Source organism: Curtobacterium sp. Leaf261, assembly GCF_001422205.1.
GTDB lineage: Bacteria > Actinomycetota > Actinomycetes > Actinomycetales > Microbacteriaceae > Curtobacterium.
Genome location: NZ_LMMJ01000007.1, coordinates 332,174 through 353,415, shown reverse-complemented (window position 1 = coordinate 353,415; position 21,242 = coordinate 332,174). Strand labels below are relative to the sequence as shown.

At 71.4% G+C, this 21,242-nt stretch carries 22 protein-coding genes; 11 read left to right on the top strand and 11 right to left on the bottom strand.

The window, feature by feature from the left end; translation table 11 throughout:
• Positions 1-7: 7 nt before the first annotated feature.
• Both ASF23_RS06980 and ASF23_RS06975 read right to left on the bottom strand, forming a co-directional pair.
• Positions 8-376, bottom strand: a complete 369-nt coding sequence (locus tag ASF23_RS06980) for a GntR family transcriptional regulator (protein ID WP_055950996.1) — start codon at positions 374-376, stop codon at positions 8-10.
• Between the two features lie 16 nt (positions 377-392).
• On the bottom strand, positions 393-1,046 hold the full coding sequence (locus ASF23_RS06975) for a DUF1684 domain-containing protein (RefSeq protein WP_055950994.1): 654 nt from the start codon (positions 1,044-1,046) through the stop codon (positions 393-395).
• A gap of 54 nt (positions 1,047-1,100) precedes the next feature.
• Here ASF23_RS06975 and ASF23_RS06970 point away from each other — a divergent pair, with 54 nt between their 5' ends.
• Positions 1,101-2,747: a DUF2142 domain-containing protein gene (locus tag ASF23_RS06970; RefSeq protein ID WP_082473892.1), complete on the top strand. Its 1,647-nt coding sequence runs from the start codon at positions 1,101-1,103 to the stop codon at positions 2,745-2,747.
• Here the strand turns inward: ASF23_RS06970 and ASF23_RS06965 are convergent.
• Entirely contained in the window at positions 2,737-3,225 is a 489-nt protein-coding gene (locus ASF23_RS06965; protein WP_055950991.1) for a hypothetical protein, read from the bottom strand. The two genes, ASF23_RS06970 and ASF23_RS06965, sit on opposite strands and share 11 nt — an antisense overlap.
• 142 nt (positions 3,226-3,367) lie before the next feature.
• Positions 3,368-4,009 carry a GNAT family N-acetyltransferase gene (locus ASF23_RS06960; RefSeq protein ID WP_055950989.1) on the bottom strand — a complete coding sequence of 214 codons (642 nt, stop codon included), beginning with the start codon at positions 4,007-4,009 and terminating at the stop codon, positions 3,368-3,370.
• Positions 4,010-4,044: 35 nt separating this feature from the next.
• Between ASF23_RS06960 and ASF23_RS06955 the strand changes: the two genes are divergently transcribed.
• Positions 4,045-4,680: a hypothetical protein gene (locus ASF23_RS06955; protein WP_156364309.1), complete on the top strand. Its 636-nt coding sequence runs from the start codon at positions 4,045-4,047 to the stop codon at positions 4,678-4,680.
• A 58-nt stretch (positions 4,681-4,738) separates the two neighbouring features.
• Entirely contained in the window at positions 4,739-5,041 is a 303-nt protein-coding gene (locus tag ASF23_RS06950; protein WP_055950987.1) for a DUF427 domain-containing protein, read from the top strand.
• A gap of 134 nt (positions 5,042-5,175) precedes the next feature.
• Here ASF23_RS06950 and ASF23_RS06945 read toward each other — a convergent pair whose 3' ends face one another.
• The 6 genes from ASF23_RS06945 to ASF23_RS06920 all read right to left on the bottom strand — a co-directional run bounded on the left by ASF23_RS06945 (position 5,176) and on the right by ASF23_RS06920 (position 10,589).
• Positions 5,176-6,426 (bottom strand): Nramp family divalent metal transporter, encoded by a 1,251-nt coding sequence (locus ASF23_RS06945; protein ID WP_055950985.1) that lies wholly within the window; start codon positions 6,424-6,426, stop codon positions 5,176-5,178.
• A gap of 164 nt (positions 6,427-6,590) precedes the next feature.
• A complete protein-coding gene (locus ASF23_RS06940) occupies positions 6,591-7,304 on the bottom strand; it encodes a CGNR zinc finger domain-containing protein (RefSeq protein ID WP_055950983.1) in 714 nt (237 codons plus the stop codon).
• 116 nt (positions 7,305-7,420) lie between these two features.
• Positions 7,421-7,891 (bottom strand): SprT-like domain-containing protein, encoded by a 471-nt coding sequence (locus ASF23_RS06935; protein ID WP_055950981.1) that lies wholly within the window; start codon positions 7,889-7,891, stop codon positions 7,421-7,423.
• On the bottom strand, positions 7,888-8,685 hold the full coding sequence (locus ASF23_RS06930) for a hypothetical protein (protein ID WP_055950979.1): 798 nt from the start codon (positions 8,683-8,685) through the stop codon (positions 7,888-7,890). The genes ASF23_RS06935 and ASF23_RS06930 overlap by 4 nt, the downstream gene beginning before the upstream one ends.
• 46 nt (positions 8,686-8,731) lie before the next feature.
• On the bottom strand, positions 8,732-9,649 hold the full coding sequence (locus ASF23_RS06925; protein WP_055950977.1) for a DUF4064 domain-containing protein: 918 nt from the start codon (positions 9,647-9,649) through the stop codon (positions 8,732-8,734).
• 100 nt (positions 9,650-9,749) lie between these two features.
• On the bottom strand, positions 9,750-10,589 hold the full coding sequence (locus ASF23_RS06920; protein ID WP_055950975.1) for a spermidine synthase: 840 nt from the start codon (positions 10,587-10,589) through the stop codon (positions 9,750-9,752).
• 143 nt (positions 10,590-10,732) lie between these two features.
• Here ASF23_RS06920 and ASF23_RS06915 point away from each other — a divergent pair, with 143 nt between their 5' ends.
• The 6 genes from ASF23_RS06915 to ASF23_RS06890 all read left to right on the top strand — a co-directional run bounded on the left by ASF23_RS06915 (position 10,733) and on the right by ASF23_RS06890 (position 15,760).
• Positions 10,733-11,230, top strand: coding sequence for a hypothetical protein (locus ASF23_RS06915; protein ID WP_055950974.1), 498 nt, complete (start codon positions 10,733-10,735; stop codon positions 11,228-11,230).
• A 7-nt stretch (positions 11,231-11,237) separates the two neighbouring features.
• The gene (locus ASF23_RS06910; protein WP_055950972.1) at positions 11,238-12,500 is read left to right on the top strand and encodes a sensor histidine kinase; all 1,263 of its coding nucleotides are present in this window, start codon (positions 11,238-11,240) and stop codon (positions 12,498-12,500) included.
• Positions 12,497-13,213 carry a response regulator transcription factor gene (locus ASF23_RS06905; RefSeq protein ID WP_055950970.1) on the top strand — a complete coding sequence of 239 codons (717 nt, stop codon included), beginning with the start codon at positions 12,497-12,499 and terminating at the stop codon, positions 13,211-13,213. Before ASF23_RS06910 ends, ASF23_RS06905 begins: the two co-directional genes overlap by 4 nt.
• A 62-nt stretch (positions 13,214-13,275) precedes the next feature.
• Positions 13,276-14,097 (top strand): alpha/beta fold hydrolase, encoded by an 822-nt coding sequence (locus tag ASF23_RS06900; RefSeq protein WP_055950968.1) that lies wholly within the window; start codon positions 13,276-13,278, stop codon positions 14,095-14,097.
• Positions 14,098-14,107: 10 nt separating this feature from the next.
• Complete coding sequence (locus tag ASF23_RS06895; RefSeq protein ID WP_235510805.1) at positions 14,108-14,710, top strand: TetR/AcrR family transcriptional regulator; 603 nt, start codon at positions 14,108-14,110, stop codon at positions 14,708-14,710.
• A gap of 78 nt (positions 14,711-14,788) precedes the next feature.
• Positions 14,789-15,760, top strand: coding sequence for an aldo/keto reductase (locus ASF23_RS06890; RefSeq protein WP_055950966.1), 972 nt, complete (start codon positions 14,789-14,791; stop codon positions 15,758-15,760).
• A 28-nt stretch (positions 15,761-15,788) separates the two neighbouring features.
• On the opposite strand, the gene ASF23_RS06885 is transcribed toward ASF23_RS06890, so the two are convergent.
• On the bottom strand, positions 15,789-16,607 hold the full coding sequence (locus ASF23_RS06885) for a fructosamine kinase family protein (protein ID WP_055951594.1): 819 nt from the start codon (positions 16,605-16,607) through the stop codon (positions 15,789-15,791).
• 289 nt (positions 16,608-16,896) lie between these two features.
• On the opposite strand from ASF23_RS06885, the gene ASF23_RS06880 reads away from it, so the two are divergent.
• Both ASF23_RS06880 and rpoB read left to right on the top strand, forming a co-directional pair.
• Complete coding sequence (locus ASF23_RS06880) at positions 16,897-17,346, top strand: hypothetical protein (protein WP_156364307.1); 450 nt, start codon at positions 16,897-16,899, stop codon at positions 17,344-17,346.
• Positions 17,347-17,736: 390 nt separating this feature from the next.
• The gene (gene rpoB / locus ASF23_RS06875) at positions 17,737-21,228 is read left to right on the top strand and encodes a DNA-directed RNA polymerase subunit beta (protein ID WP_055950962.1); all 3,492 of its coding nucleotides are present in this window, start codon (positions 17,737-17,739) and stop codon (positions 21,226-21,228) included.
• Positions 21,229-21,242: the final 14 nt, after the last annotated feature.

Sequence of the window (21,242 nt, the reverse complement as noted above, 5' to 3'; positions counted from 1 at the left end):
ACAGGACTCAGGCGGGCCAGGTCTCCCGGAGCGCGGCGACCGCCTGGTCGAGCGACAGCCCGGCCGCGTGCGCCTCGGCGTGGAACGCCCGGGCGGCGTCCACCACGTGCGACGGCACCGCCGCCGGCCGGACCACCCGCGTGCCACCGCCCCGCGCGGTCGACACGAGCCCGGCCTCCTCGAGCAGCGTGTATGCGCGGGCGACGGTGCCCGCGGCGAGCCCGAGGTCGGCCGCGAGTCCTCGGACACTCGGCAGGCGCTCCCCGTCGACGAGGTACCCGGCGGTGATCTGCGCGGCGATCTGCGACCGGACCTGCTCGAAGGGCGGGACACGACCTCCGGCGTCGATCGCGACGAGCTGAGCGGTGCTGCTCACGGGAGTCCTCCAGGACCTAGAAGTCGTACTGCTCGCCGACGGGGATCGCGACGTCGACGGTGTTGCCGGGTGGGGCGAGCGGGCACGCCCAGGCGGGGTCGTACGCGCAGGACGGGTTGTAGGCGAAGTTCAGGTCGATCACGAGCTCGCCGTCCTGACCACCGAGGTCGGCGCCCTTGATCGTGTCGAGCAGGTAGCGGCCACCGCCGTAGGTCCCCCGGGCCTTGCCGGCACTCGCGTCCTTGACCGGCACGAAGACGCCGCCCGCGTAGCCGCCGTGCGCCCAGACGTCGAGGGTGCCCACCGCGGGGATCCGGACGAGGCCGATGCGGTCGAACGCGACGACGCCGTCGGTGCCCGTCGGCACGTCCATGTGGGCGGGCTCGGCGTCCTCGATCGGCACCGTGAAGCGCCACCGCGGGTCGTAGGTCGGCACCGGGAGCATCTCGAAGCCTGCTCGGTCGCCGGGGAGCAGTGGGCTCGCCGGGTGCTCGGCGAACAGGGCGTCCCGGCACTCTCGCCAGAGCGCGTGGGCCGTCTCCGGGTCGTGCGTCTCGCGGATGCGGCGGTACAGGTCGAACGTCGTCCGGCGCCAGTCGATCGTCGCGAGGGTCGAGGACACCCGGTCGGCGGCGGGTGCTGGATCTGCGGTCGCGCTGGTGTCGCTCACACACAGGAGGGTACGCCGTCCGGGGCGACTCGGCGGAGCTCGTAGGATCGACGCATGGGGGAAACACCTGTGCCGCGGTCCGGGTCATCGCGCGGCATGACCACCGCGCGCGGACGCCGCACCCCGCGCCCGGACCGCACCCCGCGCGCGGTTCGCGCCCCGCGTGTCGTCGTCACGCCCCGGCTGGTCTTCGTCGTCGCGTTGCTCGGGCTCTTCCTGGTGTCGGCCGCCTGGTCCCTGGCATCGCCGCTGTCCTCCGGCCCGGACGAGTCGGGCCACGTCGCCAAGGCGGCAGCGACGGTTCGTGGACAGTTCGTCGGCGCCCCGACCGACACCCCCGGCATCACGACGTTCCGGCTCCCCGCGGACATCGGCCAGGTCGGCGGCGAGATGACCTGTTACGTCGCCCTGCCGATGACCACCGCGTCCTGCGCGCCGGCGCCGGCGTCCCTCGGGCACGAGGTCCAGACGGTCAAGACCGGCGTGGGTTCCTACTACCCGCTGTACTACGCGGTCGTCGGGTGGCCGTCGCTCATCGTCGGCGGGAGCTGGTCGATGCTCGGGATGCGGCTCGTCTCGGCGCTCGTCAACAGCTTCTTCCTCGCGCTCGTCCTGTTCGCTGCGGCGTCCCTGCCACGCCTCCGGACCCTCGCGGGGTGGTTCGCGGTCGCCTGCACGCCGATGGTGTTCTACCTGGGCGGCCTCGTCAACCCGAACGGCACCGAGATCTGTGCGACCGCGGCTGCGACGGCGCTCGGGCTGCTCGTGCTGCACGACAGCCGCGAGCGGCCGTCGGCCGGTCGCATGGCGCTCCTCGCGGTGTCGATCGCCGTCGCCGCGAGCATGCGCTCGACGTCGCCCGTGATCCTCGTCATCGTGCTCGTCGCCGTCTGCCTGACGGTGCCGGTCGCGCGGCTCGTGAGCGTTCTGCGCACCCGGGCGGTCCTCGTCGCGATCGCCGCGACCGTGGTGGCGATCCTCCCCGCGGTGGTGTGGACGATGAGCATCGCCCGCGACGGCGGGTTCATCCCCTCCTCCGACCCGGAACGCGCGGGGGTGCTCGCCGCCGCGACCCACACGTTCCTCGACACCGGCACCTTCGGCAAGGGGATGATCGGCATCTTCGGCTGGCAGGACACCTTCGCGCCGGAGGCTGTGTACGCGGGCTGGACGATCGGGCTCGGCATCGTCGTGTTCGGTGCGCTCGCCGCAGGGCGCCGCCGCGCGATGCTCGGAGCGCTCGTCCTCATGGCGGCCGTCGTGCTGTTCCCGGTCGCGCTCCAGGCCCCCACGGCGCACACCTTCGGGTACATCTGGCAGGGGCGGTACGGGCTGCCCGTCCTGGTCGCGATGGTCCTCGTCGCGGGGTTCGCAGCGGGGTCCTCGTCCCGAGGTCGGACCGGGGGCAGGGCGGCCGCGGTCCTCGTCGGTGCCGCTGCCGTGGGCCAGGTCCTGAGCTTCGTCGCCGTCTACCGTCGCTACTCGGTCGGCTCGATGGGTTCGCGCGGGGCAATGTTCTCCGGCGACGGGTGGCAGGCACCCGGCGGCGTCTGGACCGTCGGGACGATGCTCGTCATCGGGTTGGTCGTGCTCGGCGCCGTCGTCATCACCATCGCATCCGCCCGGAGGTCGCCGTCGCCGTCGCAGCCCGCGCTGTCGCCGTCGCAGCCCGCGCCGTCGCAGCCTGCGGTCAGCGAGTGACGTCCTCCCGGCGCCACGAGGGGGCGAGGGCGCGCATCCGTGCGGCCCGCCACTGCCAGACCACCCAGAGTCCCGGCCACAGCGCGAGGCCGAGCGGCCACGGGCGCATCCGGTAGCTCAGGCGATCGCGGAACAGCGTCCGCCCGTCGGGGAGCTCCGTCGCGACCATCCGGTGCTGCATGTCCATCCGGGCGAACAGCCCCGAGGTCCCGCCACCGTTGTCGCGCTGCACGGGGATGCCGTCGATGTCGTACAGGTCGATGTCGACGTGGGTGTTCCCACTCGGGATGACCCCGAACGCGTCGGCCCGGACCGGATGCGCCTGCCCGGGGGTCCACCGCGTGGGGAACCCGGATGCGGAGAGCGATCGGTACACGAGTATCGGCTCGGTCACCGCCACCATCACCTGGGGGTTGCGGAGGGCGTCGCGGACGACGTCCACGGGCGCGTTGAGGACGATGCGGAGGCCGACGTGCATGCCGGTGACGCTACGCGCGTCGGCCTGGAGGCGCGGCCCGGCCCCGCCCCGCAGGTCCCGTCCCAGCGAACTCAGGTCCGCCCGCCGGCCGCAACCGCACGAGCGTGCGGGTTGACCCACCCGGAATTCCCGAACGTGCGGGTCAGGCGTGGCGGCCCGTGTGCCGACCCTCGGCCCGACTGCCGGCGACCCGGTCGCGCGCGGCGAGCCGCTCCTGCAGCGCGAGGCGGACCGTCGGCCACTCGGCGTCGATGATCGAGAACACGACGGTGTCCCGCCGCGAGCCGTCCGGGCCGAGGCGGTGGTTCCGGAGCACCCCGTCCTGCTTCGCGCCGAGGGCGAGGACCGCCGCCCGCGAGCCGTGGTTGTGCCAGTGCGTCCGGAACTCCACCGCGGTGGCGTCCCAGGTGTCGAACGCGTGCGAGAGCAGCAGCAGCTTGGCCTCGGTGTTGATGCCCGTGCGCTGTGCGGACCCACCGAGGAACGTCGCCCCGATCTCGAGCCGACGGTGCGGGACCTCGATGTTCAGGAAGGTCGTCATGCCCACCACGCGCCCGGTGGAACGGTCCCGGATCGCGAAGGGCATCATCGTCCCGGCCGCGTGCTCGGCGAGGAACCGGTCCACGTGCGCCTCGACCTCGGTCGGGCGCGGCACGTTCGTGTACCAGGTGCGCCAGAGGTCCCCGTCGGCGACGGCCGCCCGCAGGTCCTCGGCGTGTTCACGGCCGAGGGGCTCGAGGGTGACGCGGTCGCCGGTCAGGGTGGGGATCTGAACAACGTCCATCCCGGAATCGTACCGGCCGTGGATATGGTGTCGGGGTGCACGAGCGAGGTCAGACGAGGTATCAGGTCCGCTTCGGGTGGGGTGCCGCCGGAGCCGCGAGGATCGCCCGCGACGCCCATCTGGTCGTGTGGGTCGACGTCCTCCCGACGGTCGACCCCCGCACTGCCGCGGGGCTCCTGCCCGACGGGCCGGAGGTGGTGCTCGCCGGTCTCGGTGACGCGAGCGCCGTGGCGGACCGCGTGCTGGGCCTCCAGTCCGACCGTGGTGACCGCTGCATCGTCGCCGTGATCGCCGCGGGGATCGACGACGGGCCGGTCGGCGGCGGCGCGGTCGACCCGTCGCTCGAGGGCGCGGGTGAGTCGACCAGCGACCAGGCGACGTCGCCGGACTTCGCGGTCGAGGACCTCCTCGCGGCGGGGGCCGTGGTGGACGCGCTCGCCGCACGTGGGATCGACGCGAGCTCACCGGAGGCCGCGGCGGCATGCGCGGCGTACACGGGCCTCCGTCGTGCGGTGCGGCACCTGGTCTCGGCGTCCGTCAGCGCGACGATGCTCGAGTCGGTGGGGCGGGGCGAGTCCGTCGCGCGCGCGTTCGCACCGACGACCGGTCTGCGGACCCTCCGTGCAGGGGCCGGTCGTCGCGCACCGCGGGAACAGACCCGGCGCGCGTAGCGTTCGTTCCATGGCAGGGCCACCACCCCGTGGTCCGCGACGAAGCGAAGGATGCACCATGAAGGCAGTTGCGAACGACACCGTCATCGCCGAGGCCCCGCAGGAGGACCTCATCCAGATCGAGGGCAACTGGTACTTCCCGCCGGCGAGCCTCAACACCGAGCTCCTGACGAAGACCGACACGCCGTACCACTGCCCGTGGAAGGGCGACGCGCAGTACTTCACGGTCAAGGCTGGCGACCAGACGTTCACCGACGCGGCGTTCTCGTACCCGGACCCGATCAAGACCGCGTTCGACCGGGTCGGCAAGGACTTCAGCGGCTACGTCGCGTTCTGGAAGGGCGTCCAGGTCACCGACTGACCCGCCAGGTCACCGACTGACCCGCCTCCGCGGAACACCAGGTCGGCCGCGTCTCGCAGGGAAATACCTGTGCGCGACGCGGCCGACTTCGTGTTTCGCGAGAACGACCGGGCCGGGCCGGGCCGGGCAACGGCTCACCCGGCGAACGTCAACCAGACCAGCGCGACGTTCAGCACCACGATGACGACCGCCACCGCGCTCGCGACGATCCTCGTCACGAGCGCGTTCGCGTCGGCGCCCATGATGCTCCGCCGCGAGGTGTACACGACGAGCGGGACCACCGCGAACGCGATCCCGAAGGACAGCACGACCTGGCTGCCGACGAGGAGCATCGTCGGGTCGAGTCCGATCCCGAGCAGGACCAGCGCCGGGACGAGGGTGATGAGCCGCCGGGCGAGCAGCGGGATGCGCACGTGCAGCAACCCCCGCATGATCTCCGCGCCCGCCATGCACCCGACCGACGTCGACGCGAGCCCTGAGGCGAGCAGCCCGACCGCGAAGAGCACCCCGACCCCGGCCCCGAGCCGCGACTCGATCGCGTGCTGTGCGCCGACGATGGTGTCGGTGCCGCCCACGCCCTGGAGCGTCGCAGCGGCCAGCACGAGCATCGCGACGTTCACACCGCCGGCCACGACGAGCGCGAGCGCCACGTCCCACCGCGTGAAGTGCAGCACCCGGCGGCGCTCCGGTCCGGCGGGTGTCGACCCGTGCCGGTCCCGGCTCAGCGCGGAGTGCAGGTAGACGGCGTGCGGCATCACGGTGGCACCGAGCATCGACGCGGCGAGCACGACGGAGTCCGACCCCTCGAAGCGTGGGACGAGTCCGCCGAGCATGCCGGCCGGCGACGGATCGGTGAAGAACAGGCCGGCGCAGAACCCGACGGTCAGGATCGCCAGCATGCCCGTCACGACGATCTCGAACGGCCGGGCACCACGTCGGGACTGCACCGCGAGGACGATCATCGAGATCGCGCCGGTGAGCACCCCGCCGGCGAGCAGCGGCAGGCCGAACAGCAGGTGGAATGCGAGCGCGCCGCCGATCACCTCGGCGACGTCGGTCGCAGCGGCCACGATCTCGGCCTGGCCCCAGAACGCGAGTCGCGCGGGCTTCCGGAGTCGGAGCCCGAGCATCTCCGGGAGGGACCGGCCGGTGACGATCCCGAGCTTGGCGGACAGGTACTGGACGACGACCGCGCTGGCGTTCGCGGCGACGAGGACCCAGAGGAGCAGGTAGCCGTACCGGGCGCCGGCGGTGAGGTTCGCGGCGACGTTGCCGGGGTCCACGTACGCGATGGCAGCCACGAACGCCGGGCCGAGGAGCGTCAGACCGGCAGCCCTCGACCGTGGAGGCTGGTCGGTCGGTGGTGCGGTGGCGACGTTCGTCATGCGGCATGCCCCTGGTCGGTCCTGGATGTCCGAGACCCCAGCGTGCCACAGGTTGCGGCATGCCGTACGAAAAGATTCGGCGCACCGAATCCTGGTGGTCGTGTCCGGACGGGAGGAACGGTGCGGGCTGGTGCCGCGCCTCCAGTCCGACAGGTGGTCCGGACTCAGACGGCCGCTTGCCGGGCGCGGTGGGCGCGGACCTTCGCGCGGTTCCCGCAGCGCTGCATGGCGCACCAGCGACGGGTGCCCCCGCGGGACGAGTCGTAGAAGACGAGCCCGCAGTCCGGGGCCGAGCAGCGGCTCAGGCGGGTCGGGCTGCCGTCCGCGGCGACGTCGTCGAAGCCGACCTCGGTGAACAGCGCGACCGCGTCCCTGGCGACGCTCGACAGGGCCTGCGCCAGGCGGACCCGGTTCGCCCCCGCGCGCCGCCGCCCACCGTCGAGGGTCGGTGGGACGTCCGGGAGCGCGGCGAACAGGTTCACGGTGTCGATGTCGTCACGCGCCGGTTGGGTCCGCCCGGTCCCGGCTCGGAGCCCGGCGGCGGCAGCGTTCCGATCTGCTGCCGTGGTCTCCGGGGCCGGGGCCGGGGCCGGGGCCGGTGCCGCTGCGACCGCGAGACGGGCGATGGCGGCACGGAGCGCCCGCGCGTCGACGAGTTCGCGGTCCGCCGCACCGACGTGGATCGGCTCGGTGTGTCCGGACAGCCACTCGTCGAGGTCCGCCGGTGTCATGAGCAGCTCGCCGAGGTGCGCCCGGGGCCGACGACCGGCCGGATCGTCCGCGAAGCCGCCGGTGTGCGCGAAGTCCAGGGCGATCCGCCCGGCGTCGAAGAACCAGGAGGATCCACTGTCGGTGCGGATGTCCTGGCCGGTGTGCATCGGACCAGGCTAACGGGTTACCGCCACGGCGCCAGGCCCGGGAGTGCCCGGTGCGGTGACGCCCGCTGCGGAGGTGCCCGGTGCGGTGACGCCCGCTGCGGGGGTGCCCGGTGCGTTCAGGCGACGACCTGCGTCGTCTCCCGCCGGTGCCAGGTGATGGTGTTGCTCGGGTCGTACCTGCGGGCACAGCGCGCGCATGCCATCGGGCGCGACGGCGTCCGGTACCGGAAGTGCTCGTGCCCCGCGGGACACGTGCCGATCCACGGTGCGAGCTCGCTCGCGATCGGACCGTCGTGCAACCGGGACCCGGTGTACCCGAGCTCTCCGGCCGTCCGGCGCCACACGGCCCCGTGCCCCGCCCGCGCACCGACGAGCGCGTGGGCGACCTCGTGCAGGAGCACCTGGTGGATGTCCTCGTCCTCGAACCGGGTCGCCAGGTGCCGGCTCACCGTGATCCGCCGTCGCGAGAAGTCACACTGACCGGCGCGCGTCTTCGCGTTGTCGAACCCGAACGACCACGTCCGCTCGTCGAGGTGGAGCCGGATGAGGGACTCCGCCCAGAGCCGGACGCGGTCGAGGTCGCTCACCGATCCAGCTCGGTCCGTGCCGCGGCCGCACGCACCGCGTCCTGCGGGTCGACGGGCTGCTTCCGGGTCCGCCCGAGGAACGCGCGCATCGACTCCTCGATCGCGGACTTCAGTGCGGCGGTCCGCTCGGCGGGCGCACCCGCCGCGCGGAACGCGTCGTGTGCGGAGCTCAGGGCTGCCCTGGCCTCCTCGTAGCGGCCGAGCTCGAAGAGCGACCAGCCCTCGAGTTCGGCGGCGGCACCCTCGAGCTCGTGCCAGTCCTCGGTGGACGCCGTGCCCCTGGCCGTCGCCGACTCGGTCGCGGCGCGCTCGAACCGTCCGAGGTCGTGCAGCACGTGTGCGCGGCGGATCCGCGCGGCGACGCCGTCGGCGCGGTCACCCGTGAAGAGCGCGAGCCGGAAGGTCTCCTCCGCGATCACCAGTGCCTCGTCGAGACGTCCGAGCAGACGGAGCAGCTCGGCGCGTTCGGCGAGCGCCGTGGTGCTCCTGGTCTGTCCGAGCTGCTGGAGCCGCTCCTGGATGACGGCCACGTCCACCGCCGGCCGGAGACTGATCGGTGCGAACGTCGCGCCGGCAGCCCCGGCGGCAGGAACCTGCGTGCCGGGCTGGGCGTGCCGGGCGCGCGGATCGTGTCTGGCCTGGCCGCCTGCGCGCGCCTGGCTGTCCGCGCGGGCGCCTGCGCGCGCCTGCTCGTCGGCGCGGGCGCCTGTGCGCGCCTGCTGGTCCGCGCGGGGCTGGCCGCCGTCGGGGCGCGGTGCGGTGTCGTCGGTGGGGTCGGACGGTGGAGGGAACATCAGGGTCGAGGGTATCCGTGCACGCTCGAGAGTGGGTCGCGGCTCGCTAGGAGACACTCGACGCGGCGACGGCCACGTAGATGATGCCGAAGACGATCGGCCCGAGGACCGCGAGGACGATCGCGATGATGCCCCAGAGCCGTCCCCTGTTCTTCACCGCGGCGATGATGCCCTGGATGATCGCCCAGATGCCGAACGCCGTGCCGATGCCGCCGAGGAGCACCGCCACGAGGAGCGAGCCGAGCGCGGAGGGGTTGTCCTGCAGGGACTGCTCGAGCTGCGAGGTGTCCTGCGAGCCGCTCGTCGCAGCGTCGGCGAAGCCCGGGATGCCGGCGAGGGCGTTGCCGAAGACGATGCCGCCGACGATGCCGAGCACGAGGGCGATGAGGCCCGCGATGCCGGCGACGACCCCGAGGGTCCCGCGCTGCTTGGTGCGGTTGCCGTTCCGCTGGTCCCAGTGCTGGGTGTTCTGCTGGCCGTAGCCGGGGGCCGCGCCGAAGTGCTGGGGCTGGCCGTGCTGGGGCTGGCCGTACCGGTTCTGCTGGTCGTGCTGGCCGTTCTGAGTCTGCTGGCCGTTCTGGGTCTGCTGGCCGTACTGGTCCTGTCCGCCGGACGACTGCCCGGACTGGCCGTACTGGTGCCCGCCGTGCTGCGAGTCCTGCCGGTCGGATCCCGGCTGCTGCTGCCCGTACGACTGCTGTCCGTACGACTGCTGTCCGTACGACTGCTGTCCGTACGACTGCTCGCCGTGCTGCTGCTCGCCGTGCTGCTGCCCGCCGTACTGCTGCCCGCCGTACTGCTGCTCTGGCCCGGCGGAGCTCGCCGGCGGCTGCTCGACGCGCTCACCGTACCGGGGCGCGTCCTGCACCGCATCCGGACTGGAGGCACCACTCGCCTCCGCCCGCTGGCTCGGCTCCGGCAGGCGCTCGCCCCAGCGAGGTTGTTCACGATCGTCGTTGCTCATGGCGGTCCCCACTGGTCGCGGTGTCGTTGCGTGTCAAGGACATCTTGGCAGGGACGCCGGAGCGTCGGGTGTGGACGTGCCGGGAACGCGGTGGCGCGACTCAGCGACCGCCGGTGAACACCGACCGGTTCGGCTCGGGCGACGCCACCGCGGTCGCGTCCGTCACGATCGGCGCCCCGGCCGCGAAGGCCGTGAGCTCGGCCCCGTGCACGACCTTGCTCGGCAGCGGGTCCGAGGCGTACAGCCGCGGCATCGACTCGATCGGCAGATCAGCCCGCGATCCGAGCAGCACGACGTTCCCGAACCGCCGACCCTTCAGCATCCCGGTGTCCGCGACGGCGGCGACCGACGGCAGGACGGCCTGCAGCGTGGAGACCTGTCCGCGGGCGAACGCGAGACCGGCGCCGTCCGCGACGTTCACCGCGACGATCCCGGTGGGGGAGAGCAGCTCGGCGACGGACCGGTAGAACTCGACGCTCGTGACGTGCGCCGGGATCTGCGAGCCGTTGAACACGTCGACCACGGCCAGGTCGACCGTTCCGGTGAGTCCGGCCGGCAGCTTGCCCAGGGTCTCGCGGGCGTCGCCGTACCGCACGCGGATCGAGGCGCCCTTCGGGAACGGGAGCTCGGAGCGGACGAAGTCGATCAGGTCGCGCTCGAGCTCGACGACCTGCTGCCGCGAGCCCGGGCGTGACGCGGCGACGTACCGGGGGAGGGTCAGCGCCCCCGCGCCGAGGTGCAGCGCCGTGATCGGGCCGTCAGGGAGCAGGTCGATCGCGTGTCCGATCCGCCGGATGTACTCGAACGCCAGGTGGGTCGGGTCCTCGAGGTCGACGTGCGACTGCGGCGTGCCGTCCACGATCAGCGTGAAGGACCCGGGTCGGTGCCGGTCGGGTTCGATCGTCGCGATGCCGGCACCGATGCGGATTCCGTCGTCCATGGCACCATCCTCCACCCCCGTGGCCGTCGACCCGCGATCCCCACCCGCACTCCCACCCTGGGGTGGTGGGCCGGTCGACCCCGGATCGCGAGGCTGGTACCACCGCTCGCCACCCGGGCAGCGGCTGACAGAACGGAAGCGCCATGACCGTCCAGACCATCGCCGACATCGTCATCGGACTCGCGCTCGTCGGGTTCCTGATGTACCGCCAGGCCACCTGGCAGTTCCTCGACGCGGCGCGCATCTGGCGGATGCCGGTCATCCTCGGCGCCATCGGCGTGATCACCATCGCGAAGTCGAGCGGTGGTCCGATCACGAGCATGGACGTCGCGTTCCTCGGTGCCGAGGTCGTGCTGTCCGTCGCCGTCGGCCTCCTGATGGGGAACATCGCGCACTTCCGGGTGGCAGCCCGGCCGGATGACAAGGGTCGGTCGCTGCAGACCAGGACGGGCGGGCTCGGGGCGGTCCTCTGGATCGTGCTCATCGCCGTCCGTGTGGGCATGGACGTCGTCGGCGCGGGACTCGGCGTGCACCTGCTGTCCTCCACGGGCATGATCCTCGTCATGATCGCGGTGAACCGGGCCGCCAGGGCACTCGTCCTCGACCGTCGCATCCCGGCGCACGTCCGTGCCGGGGCATGATGGTGCCGTGATCCACGACCCGCGTGCGACGTCCGCCCTCGACCCGGTCACCGGGCGGGAGCGGACGTCCCTCGGTCTCGCGCTGAACCTGATCGGTCTCGCGGTCGTCGTCTTCTGGTTCGTCACGCTGGCGCCCGGTCGGTCAGCGACGGTGCTGGTCCTCGGAGGGGTGGCGCTCGTGGCGTGGCTCGTCCGCCAGGTCCTGCGGGCCCCGGTGCTCCGGCTGGTGTGCGCGCTCCTCATGGTCGTGCTCGGAGCACTCACGATGGAGCCGACCGACGCGCTGACGATCGCCCCCGTGATCGCTGCGGTGATCGCGCTCGAGGCGGACCACGACCTGCCGCCGTGGCTCGGCGGCGCGAGCGCGTTCGCCGCTGCGGTCATCGCCAGCGTCGGAGCGGCGCTCGCCGCGTCGAGCATCGGGTACCTGCTCGGTGCACTGGGTGGGATCGGGATCGCGCTCCTGGTCGGGTACTCCCGCCGACAGGCACGAGCGGCCGAACTGCAGCGCACCGAACTCGCGGAGCGGCAGCGCGAGGCGGAGCGCGAGCAGGAGCGGGCGGCGCTCTTCGCGGACCGGGCTCGCGTGGCGCGGGACGTCCACGACGTCCTGGCGCACAGTCTCGGAGGTCTCGTGCTGCAGCTCGACGCGGTCGAGGCGCTCCTCGAGGCCGGCCGGGTCGACGATGCGGCCGGCCGCGCCGGGGCTGCACGGGCACTGGCGGCCGACGGCCTCGCCGAGGCGCGTCGCGCCGTCGCGACCCTGCGGGACCCCGCTGAGCAAGCGACACCGGTCACCGTGGGAGCGGCGGAGCCCGCGACCGTCCGGACTGGAGGCGCGCCCCCGGCCCGCATCGCGCGCTCGCGTCCCGAGCCGGTCGGCTCCGGCGGTCTCGAGGACCTGGTCGACGCGCACCGGTCGTTCGGCGGTGTGGTCTCCGTGGAGGGTGACGTGCGCCTGGCCGAGGTCGACGGGCGTCACCGTGAGACCCTCGTCATGGCCACCCGTGAGGCGCTCAGCAACGCCCGCAAGCACGCTCCGGGTGCGCCGGTGACGCTCGTGATCGCCCGTGTCGACGGTTCCGGCCGCTCTGTGGGGGTGTCGGTCTCGAACCCGGTCGCCCTGCCCGGACACGGGCTGCTCGGCATCCGGGAGCGCTTCGCCGAACTCGACGACGGGTCCTCGGTCGAGGTCGCGTCGTCAGCCGATGCCTTCGTGGTGTCCATGCGGGTACCCGTCACCCCCGACGACCGCGAGTCTCGGTCGTGAGCGCGATCCGGGTCGTGGTGGTCGACGACCAGGCGATCGTGCGCGACGGCCTGGTCACGGTGCTCTCGCTGCTCCCCGACATCGAGGTCGTCGGCGAGGCCGAGGACGGAGCGGCAGCCGTGGCGATCGTCGACGCCCTGGAGCCGGACGTCGTGCTCATGGACCTCCGGATGCCGCGGATGGACGGTGCCGAGGCGACCGAAGCGATCCTCCGGGACCACCCCGCCGTGGCCGTGCTCGTCCTCACCACCTTCGCCGACGACCGCTCCATCGTCTCGGCGCTCCGTGCCGGCGCCCGCGGGTACCTCACCAAGGACGCCGGTCGTGTCGAGATCGCGGCCGCCATCCGAGCGGTGGCGTCCGGACAGTCGACGTTCGACGCCTCGGTCGGCGCGCTCCTGGTGGCGGGGCTGACCGGGGGACCGACGATGCCTGCGGGCGCGGGCGCGGGCGCGGGCACCGGCACAGGCACGGGCGCGGGTGCCGATGTCGCTGCCGGTCCGCTCGACGTCGACTCGCTCCGCACGCGCTTCCCCGAGCTCACCCCACGCGAGACCGAGGTCCTCGGACGCATGGCGGCCGGCGGCTCGAACCCGGAGATCGCTGCGGACCTGTTCCTCTCGGTCCCGACGGTGAAGTCGTACGTCAACCAGATCTTCGCCAAGCTCGGTGTGGCGTCGAGGGCACAGGCCATCACCCGCGTCCTCCGCTGAGCCCTGACGTCGGGCGAGGAAGGAGCTTGCATCCGTCGGCTAATTACAATAGCTTTTCGGCTATGACAATGAACTGGATCGAGACCGACGGCGGAACGCTCGCCGTCGAGGTCCGAGGGGCTGGCCCGCTCGTCCTCTGCTCGCCCGCGATGGGCGACACGTGCGATGCGTTCGACGCTCTCGCGGCTCGGCTGGTCGATGCCGGCTACCGGACCGCGCAGGTCGACCTCCGTGGACACGGCGACAGCAGCACCGGCTTCGACCGATACGGGGACGACGCGACCGCGGACGACCTGATCGCGGTGCTCGACCGCCTCGGCGACGGCGTCCCGGCGGTGGTCATCGGTGCGTCGATGAGCGCCGCGGCCGCGGTGATCGCCGCCGGCCGCCGACCCGACCTCGTCCGTGCCGTCGTCCTCGTGGCCCCGTTCCTCCGCAACGGCTCGGGAGGAGCGATGATGCGCCTCCTCTTCCACGCGATGCTCCTCCGCCCGTGGGGCCGGACCGTCTGGCACGGGTACTCGAAGCGTCTCTGGCCGGGGCTCGGTGCCGACGGGGCGAGCGAACGGGCCGCGACGAACCTCGCGTCGATCACCCGTCCGGGGCGCTGGCGGCCGTTCGTCCGGACCGCACACACCGACCACCGGGTCGTCGGCCCCTGGCTCCGCGACTTCGGCACACCAGCGCTCGTCGTGGCCGGCACGGCGGACCCGGACTGGAAGGACCCGGTCGCCGAGGCATCGTGGGTCGCGGATCGGGTCCACGGCCGACGTGTACGGATCGACGGGGCCGGGCATGCGCCGATGCTCGAGCGTCCGGACGAGGTTGCACGGGCGACGATCGAGTTCCTGGGGGAGGTGCCGGATGCCTCGGGCCGGGCTTGATGCCGCGCGCGTGACCCGTGCTGCCGCCGCGTTCATCGACGAGCGAGGCGCGCGTGCCCTGACACTCGCCGAGCTCGCCGCCGGCCTCGGGGTCGCACCACCGAGCCTGTACAAACACGTCGGCGGCCTGGACGATCTGCTCGAGCGCGTCGCACTCCTCGCCACACGCGAGTTCACGGCCGCGATCACCACGGCAGCCCTCGGACGTTCGGGCTCGGAGGCGCTCCGATCCGTCGCCGATGCCTACCGGGCGTTCGCGACGCGGCACCCCGGGCTCTACCCGCTCACCCAGACGGCCCCCGGGGACGCCGAGCCCGACAGGGCGGAGGCCGCATCGGAGTCGGTCGCGGTCATCACGGCGGCGCTCGCGGGCTACGGCGTCGTCGGGACGGACATGGTCGACGTCGTCCGCACCGTCCGCGCAGCTCTGCACGGGTTCGTCGACCTCGAGCGCTCCTCCGGCTTCGGGATGCCGCGGTCGGTGGACGGGAGCTTCGCGGTGCTCGTCGACGCGCTCGACGCGGCCCTCCTCCGGCTCGGCAGGCCGGGTTCGCCGACCGGCACCGGCACTCCGGAATCCCAGCGTGTGAACCGGCAGGAGGATCGGGCGTAACGTCCGTGATCGTCCGGCCACCCGGCCAGGACTCCCCGACCGTCGCGGCCGTCTGGACCGCGCGAAGGAGCACAGCACATGCGTCACGCCACACTCGGCACCCTCGACGTCTCCCGCATCGGCCTCGGCTGCATGGGGATGAGCGCCTTCTACTCCGGCGTCGCCACCGACGATGCCGCGTCGACCGCCACGATCCACCGCGCGGTCGAGCTCGGGGTCACCTTCTTCGACACCGCCGAGATGTACGGCCCCTACATCAACGAGGAGCTCGTCGGGAAGGCGCTCGCACCGCACCGCGATGACGTCGTGATCGCGACGAAGGGCGGCACGATCAAGCACACGGGTGACGGGACCAGGGGGCTCGACGGCAGCCGCGACAACCTCCGACTCGCCGTCGAGGGGTCGCTGCAGCGCCTCGGGACCGACCACATCGACCTCTACTACCAGCACCGGATGGACCCGGGCACGCCGATCGAGGACACCGCCGGCGCCTTCGCGGAGCTCATCGGCGAGGGGAAGATCCTGCACTACGGCCTGTCCGAGGCAGCTCCCGACCGCATCCGCGCCGCGCACGCCGTGCACCCCGTGACGGCCGTGCAGACGGAGTACTCGCTCTGGACACGCGACCCGGAGGCCGACGTCATCCCGTTGCTCCGCGAGCTCGGCATCGGCTTCGTCCCGTACTCGCCGCTCGGCCGCGGGTTCCTGACGGGGGCCCTCCGCGACCTGTCGAGTCTCGACGCGGACGACTTCCGCCGGAACAACCCGCGCTTCCAGGGCGAGAACCTGGAGCGGAACCTGGCGATCGTCGACGAGGTGGAGCGCATCGCGCGCGAGGCGAACGCCACCCCGGCGCAGATCGCACTCGCCTGGGTCCTGTCGAAGGGCGATGACCTCGCACCGATCCCCGGCACGAAGCGCGTCAGCCGACTCGAGGAGAACCTCGGCTCCGACGACCTGGTGCTCACCCCCGACCAGCTCGCGACGCTCGACGGCCTCGAGCCCGCGGCCGGTGACCGCTACCCCGACATGACCGGCGTCCACATCTGACCCGAGGCCGGCCGGACGTGGTCGACGATCAGGCGTACCGCTTGGCGGCGCGGATCGCCGCTTCCGCGTAGGAGCCGCCGAACAGCAGCGTGTGGAGCAGGAGCGGGGCGAGCTGATGCAGCTCGACCCGCTCCTGCCATCCCGGGGCGAGGCGTGACTCGGCGTCGTACGCATCGACGACGGTGTCGAGGTGCGGCAACCCGAACAGCGATAGGAGCGCGAGGTCGGTCTCGGCGTGTCCCCCGTGCGCGATCGGGTCGATGAGCACGGCCCCGGTCGGCGCCCGTTCGTCATCCGGCCAGAGCACGTTCCCGCTCCACAGGTCGCCGTGGAGCCTGGCGGGCCCGGCTCCGACGAGTGCGGGCTGTCGCTCCTCGAACTCACCGGCCACCAGCCGTGCCGCGACGCGCTCGAACGGCGCGCCCTGACCCGTGCTGAAGCCGCCACGATCGACGATCCGCCGGACGAAGTCCATGATGCGGTGCTCGGCATAGAACGCTCCCCAGGTGCTCGGTGCATCCGCACTGGCGACGAAGGGCGTCCGGGACCGGCCCATCCGGAGCGGGGTCCCAGCGGGCCATCCGTCAGGAGGACAGCCCCACCATCCGCCACCTGCGGCATGCGTGTGGGCCAATGCTCGACCGAACCGTGCGGCGGCTCGTCGGGTGGGCCTCCCCTCGTGGACGAGGTCCATCGCGACCTGGGTCGGGGAGGACGAGCTGTCTGGGTGGACGCTGACCACGTCCACCCCACCCGTCGCCATCGCCTCCGCCATCCACAGGAGGCCAGCGGTCTCGCCGGCGGCCTCGGCGGCATCGGCGAAGGTCTTCACGTGCATCTCGGACATCGGACCATCCTCGTCGCCCCACCGGCACCGCGGCCGGATGACGTGCATCACCCATTGTCAGCATCGCATCCGCGATGTAAAATATGCATGCAGAACACGATGTGCGACCGGAGGTCGCCGACGAACGGAGGACCGCATGACCGCGACCGGCGTGATCGACGTGCCCCGCGCCTCCAGGCCGACTCCGGAGCACCGGACGCCCACGAGACCGCCGATGTCGGTGTGTGCCACATCGGTGTGTGCGACAGGGGAGCCGCTCCACGTCGAGCACGAACGTGCCCCGGTGTGGATGCGCGTCACCGGAGCGGTCCTGATCGTGCTCGGGACGGTCTTCACCGGGATCGTGCTCGGATGGCCTGGCTCCGCGCCGGAGGTGGCGCTCGTCCTCCCCGCGCTGCTCGCGATGGCGATCGGAGCCCTCGTCTGGTCTGCGCGGAGCGGCTTCGACATCACCGCTGATGCGGTCGTCCTCCGGTTCCGCCCGCTCCCGCCGATCACGATCCCACGCGAGCGCATCGCCGATGTGCGACTCGTCGACGCCGACGTCGGCACCTACGGCGGTGTCGGGCTCCGTGTCGGACGCGGCTGGCGTGCGGCGATGCTCACGCCGGGCCTCGGCATCGCCGTCACGGACGTCCGAGGTCGCACGTGGTTCGTCAGGACGGCACATCCGGAACGGGCGTTCCGCGCGCTCACACACCGGTCCGGGCGCGCTGGTGGGACAGGTCGCGAGGACTGAGGTCCGGGCGGGGAGCGGAGCGGTCGCCGACGGGCTTATACACGGGACCGGCGATTCTGGTCAACATCGGACTGGACATCCGCGAATCCGGCGACCTATGATAGAGGTTCGCGCTCCCTGGCATCGGTGTCGTCATATTGCGGTCGACACGCCATCACCAGTCTCCTGCAGGCCATCCACCACCTCCCGAATATTGCGGCGGGAGCGGAACGTCCGGCAGGAACCTCTCACCTGATCATCCCACAGGGCCTCCCGACCGAGCGTTGCGAAACGCGGTTCGAGGGCACAGGGGCGGATCGGCGTGGGAACGGGATCGGCGAGCGATCAGTCCATCCACCTACATGCTGCCTGTCAGTATCGGCCCGACGGGGCCATCCGGAGGTTACTTCCTTGGCTGCTGCGCCCAACGCATCCACCAACACACCCAAGAACGGCCGCAACGCATCGCGGCTCTCGTTCGCCAAGATCAAGGACACCCTCACGGTTCCTGATCTGCTCGCACTCCAGACGGAGAGCTTCGACTGGCTGGTCGGCAACGACATCTGGAAGGACCGCCTCGCAGAGGCGCAGTCCCAGGGTCGCACCGACATCGCCCTGCACTCCGGCCTCGACGAGATCTTCGAGGAGATCTCCCCGATCGAGGACCTCGGCGAGACGATGCAGCTGTCGTTCACCGCTCCGGAGCTCGAAGACCCGAAGTACTCGATCGACGACTGCAAGGAGCGCGGCAAGACCTACGCCGCCCCGCTGTACGTCAACGCCGAGTTCATGAACCACATGACGGGTGAGATCAAGACCCAGACGGTGTTCATGGGCGACTTCCCGCTCATGACCGAGCGCGGCACGTTCATCATCAACGGCACCGAGCGCGTCGTCGTCTCGCAGCTCGTCCGTTCCCCCGGTGTGTACTTCGAGCGCCAGCAGGAGAAGACGTCCGACAAGGACATCTACTCGGCGCGCGTCATCCCCTCGCGTGGTGCATGGCTCGAGTTCGAGATCGACAAGCGCGACCAGGTCGGCGTCCGCATCGACCGCAAGCGCAAGCAGAGCGTCACCGTCTTCCTCAAGGCCCTCGGCCTGACGAGCGAGGACATCCTCGAGCAGTTCCAGGGCTTCGCCTCGATCGAGGCGACCCTCGAGAAGGACGCCATCCTCACCAAGGAAGAGGCGCTCAAGGACATCTACCGCAAGCTCCGTCCGGGCGAGCAGGTGGCAGCAGAGGCCGCTCGCGCGCTCCTCGACAACTTCTACTTCAACTCCAAGCGCTACGACCTCGCCAAGGTCGGTCGTTACAAGATCAACCGCAAGCTCGGCATCGACGCACCGCTGTCGGACTCCGTGCTGACGGTCGACGACATCGTCGCGACGATCAAGTACCTCGTCTCGCTCCACGCCGAGCAGAAGACGATCAACGGCACCCGCGACGGCGAGCCCGTGCAGCTCCGCCTCGACGTGGACGACATCGACCACTTCGGCAACCGTCGCATCCGCGCCGTCGGCGAGCTCATCCAGAACCAGGTCCGCACCGGTCTGTCCCGCATGGAGCGCGTCGTCCGCGAGCGCATGACCACGCAGGACATCGAGGCGATCACCCCGCAGACCCTGATCAACGTGCGCCCCGTCGTCGCCGCGATCAAGGAGTTCTTCGGGACGAGCCAGCTGTCGCAGTTCATGGACCAGAACAACCCCCTCGCGGGTCTGACGCACAAGCGTCGCCTCTCCGCGCTGGGCCCGGGTGGTCTGTCCCGTGAGCGCGCCGGTGTCGAGGTCCGCGACGTCCACCCGTCGCACTACGGCCGCATGTGCCCGATCGAGACCCCGGAAGGCCCGAACATCGGCCTGATCGGTTCGCTCGCGTCGTTCGCGCGGATCAACTCCTTCGGCTTCATCGAGACCCCGTACCGCCGGGTCACGAAGGGCCAGGTCACCACGGACATCGACTACCTCACCGCCTCGGAAGAGGACGAGTACGTCGTGGCCCAGGCGAACGCGCCGCTGTCCGACGACTTCAAGTTCGTCGACGACAAGGTGCTCGTCCGCCGCAAGGGCGGTGACGTGGAGCTCGTCGACAAGAACGAGGTCGACTACATGGACGTCTCGCCGCGCCAGATGGTGTCGGTCGCGACCTCGCTCATCCCGTTCCTCGAGCACGACGACGCGAACCGCGCACTCATGGGTGCGAACATGCAGCGCCAGGCCGTGCCGCTCCTCCGTTCCGAGTCGCCGCTCGTCGGCACCGGCATGGAGGGCTACACCGCCATCGACGCCGGTGACGTCGTCACCGCCGACAAGGCCGGTGTCGTCCAGGCGGTCTCCGCCGACGCCGTCACCGTGCAGCTCGACGAGGGTGGGACGCAGACCTACTACCTCCGCAAGTTCGACCGCTCGAACCAGGGCACGAGCTACAACCACCGCGTCGTCGTGAACGCCGGTGAGCGGCTCGAGGTCGGCGAGGTCGTCGCAGACGGTCCCGCGACCGAGAACGGCGAGCTCGCGCTCGGCAAGAACCTGCTCGTCGCGTTCATGCCGTGGGAGGGCTACAACTACGAGGACGCGATGATCCTGTCGCAGAACCTCGTGAAGGACGACGTCCTCTCCTCGATCCACATCGAGGAGTACGAGGTCGACGCCCGCGACACCAAGCTCGGCAAGGAAGAGATCACCCGCGACCTCCCGAACGTCAGCCCGGACCTCCTGGCCGACCTCGACGAGCGCGGCATCATCCGGATCGGTGCCGAGGTCCGCCCCGGCGACATCCTGGTCGGCAAGGTCACGCCGAAGGGCGAGACCGAGCTCTCCGCCGAGGAGCGCCTGCTCCGCGCGATCTTCAACGAGAAGTCCCGCGAGGTCCGCGACACGTCGCTCAAGGTGCCCCACGGTGAAGAGGGCACGATCATCGGCGTCAAGGTGTTCGACGCGCAGGACGGCGACGACGAGCTCGGCTCGGGCGTCAACCAGCGCGTGGTCGTCTACATCGCCCAGAAGCGCAAGATCACCGCGGGTGACAAGCTCGCCGGCCGCCACGGGAACAAGGGCGTCATCTCGACGATCCTCCCGGTGGAGGACATGCCGTTCCTCGCGGACGGCACCCCGGTCGACATCGTCCTCAACCCGCTCGGCGTCCCCGGCCGCATGAACTTCGGCCAGGTCCTCGAGATCCACCTCGGGTGGCTCGCGAAGCAGGGCTGGAACGTCGAGGGCATCCAGGAGTGGGCATCGAGCCTCCCCGAGGCGGCGCACAGCGCAGCCCCCGGGACCAAGGTCGCGACCCCGGTGTTCGACGGTGCGTACGAGCGCGAGATCGAGGGCCTCCTCGACTCGACGCTCCCGAACCGCGACGGCGAGCGTCTGATCGGTTCGTCCGGTAAGGCGCAGCTCTTCGACGGCCGCTCCGGCGAGCCGTTCCCGGAGCCCGTGTCGGTCGGCTACATGTACATCCTGAAGCTGCACCACCTGGTCGACGACAAGATCCACGCACGCTCGACCGGCCCGTACTCGATGATCACGCAGCAGCCGCTGGGTGGGAAGGCGCAGTTCGGCGGTCAGCGCTTCGGTGAGATGGAGGTGTGGGCCCTCGAGGCCTACGGAGCGGCGTACGCGCTGCAGGAGCTCCTGACCATCAAGTCCGACGACATCCTCGGCCGCGTGAAGGTCTACGAGGCGATCGTCAAGGGTGAGAACATCCAGGAGCCCGGTATCCCCGAGAGCTTCAAGGTCCTCATGAAGGAGATGCAGTCGCTGTGCCTGAACGTCGAGGTCCTCTCGGCCGACGGCACCACGGTGAGCCTGCGCGACACGGACGACGAGGTCTTCCGTGCCGCTGAGGAACTCGGCATCAACATCTCCTCGCGGTTCGAGTCGTCGTCCATCGACGACATCTGATCCCGCCCGTCAAT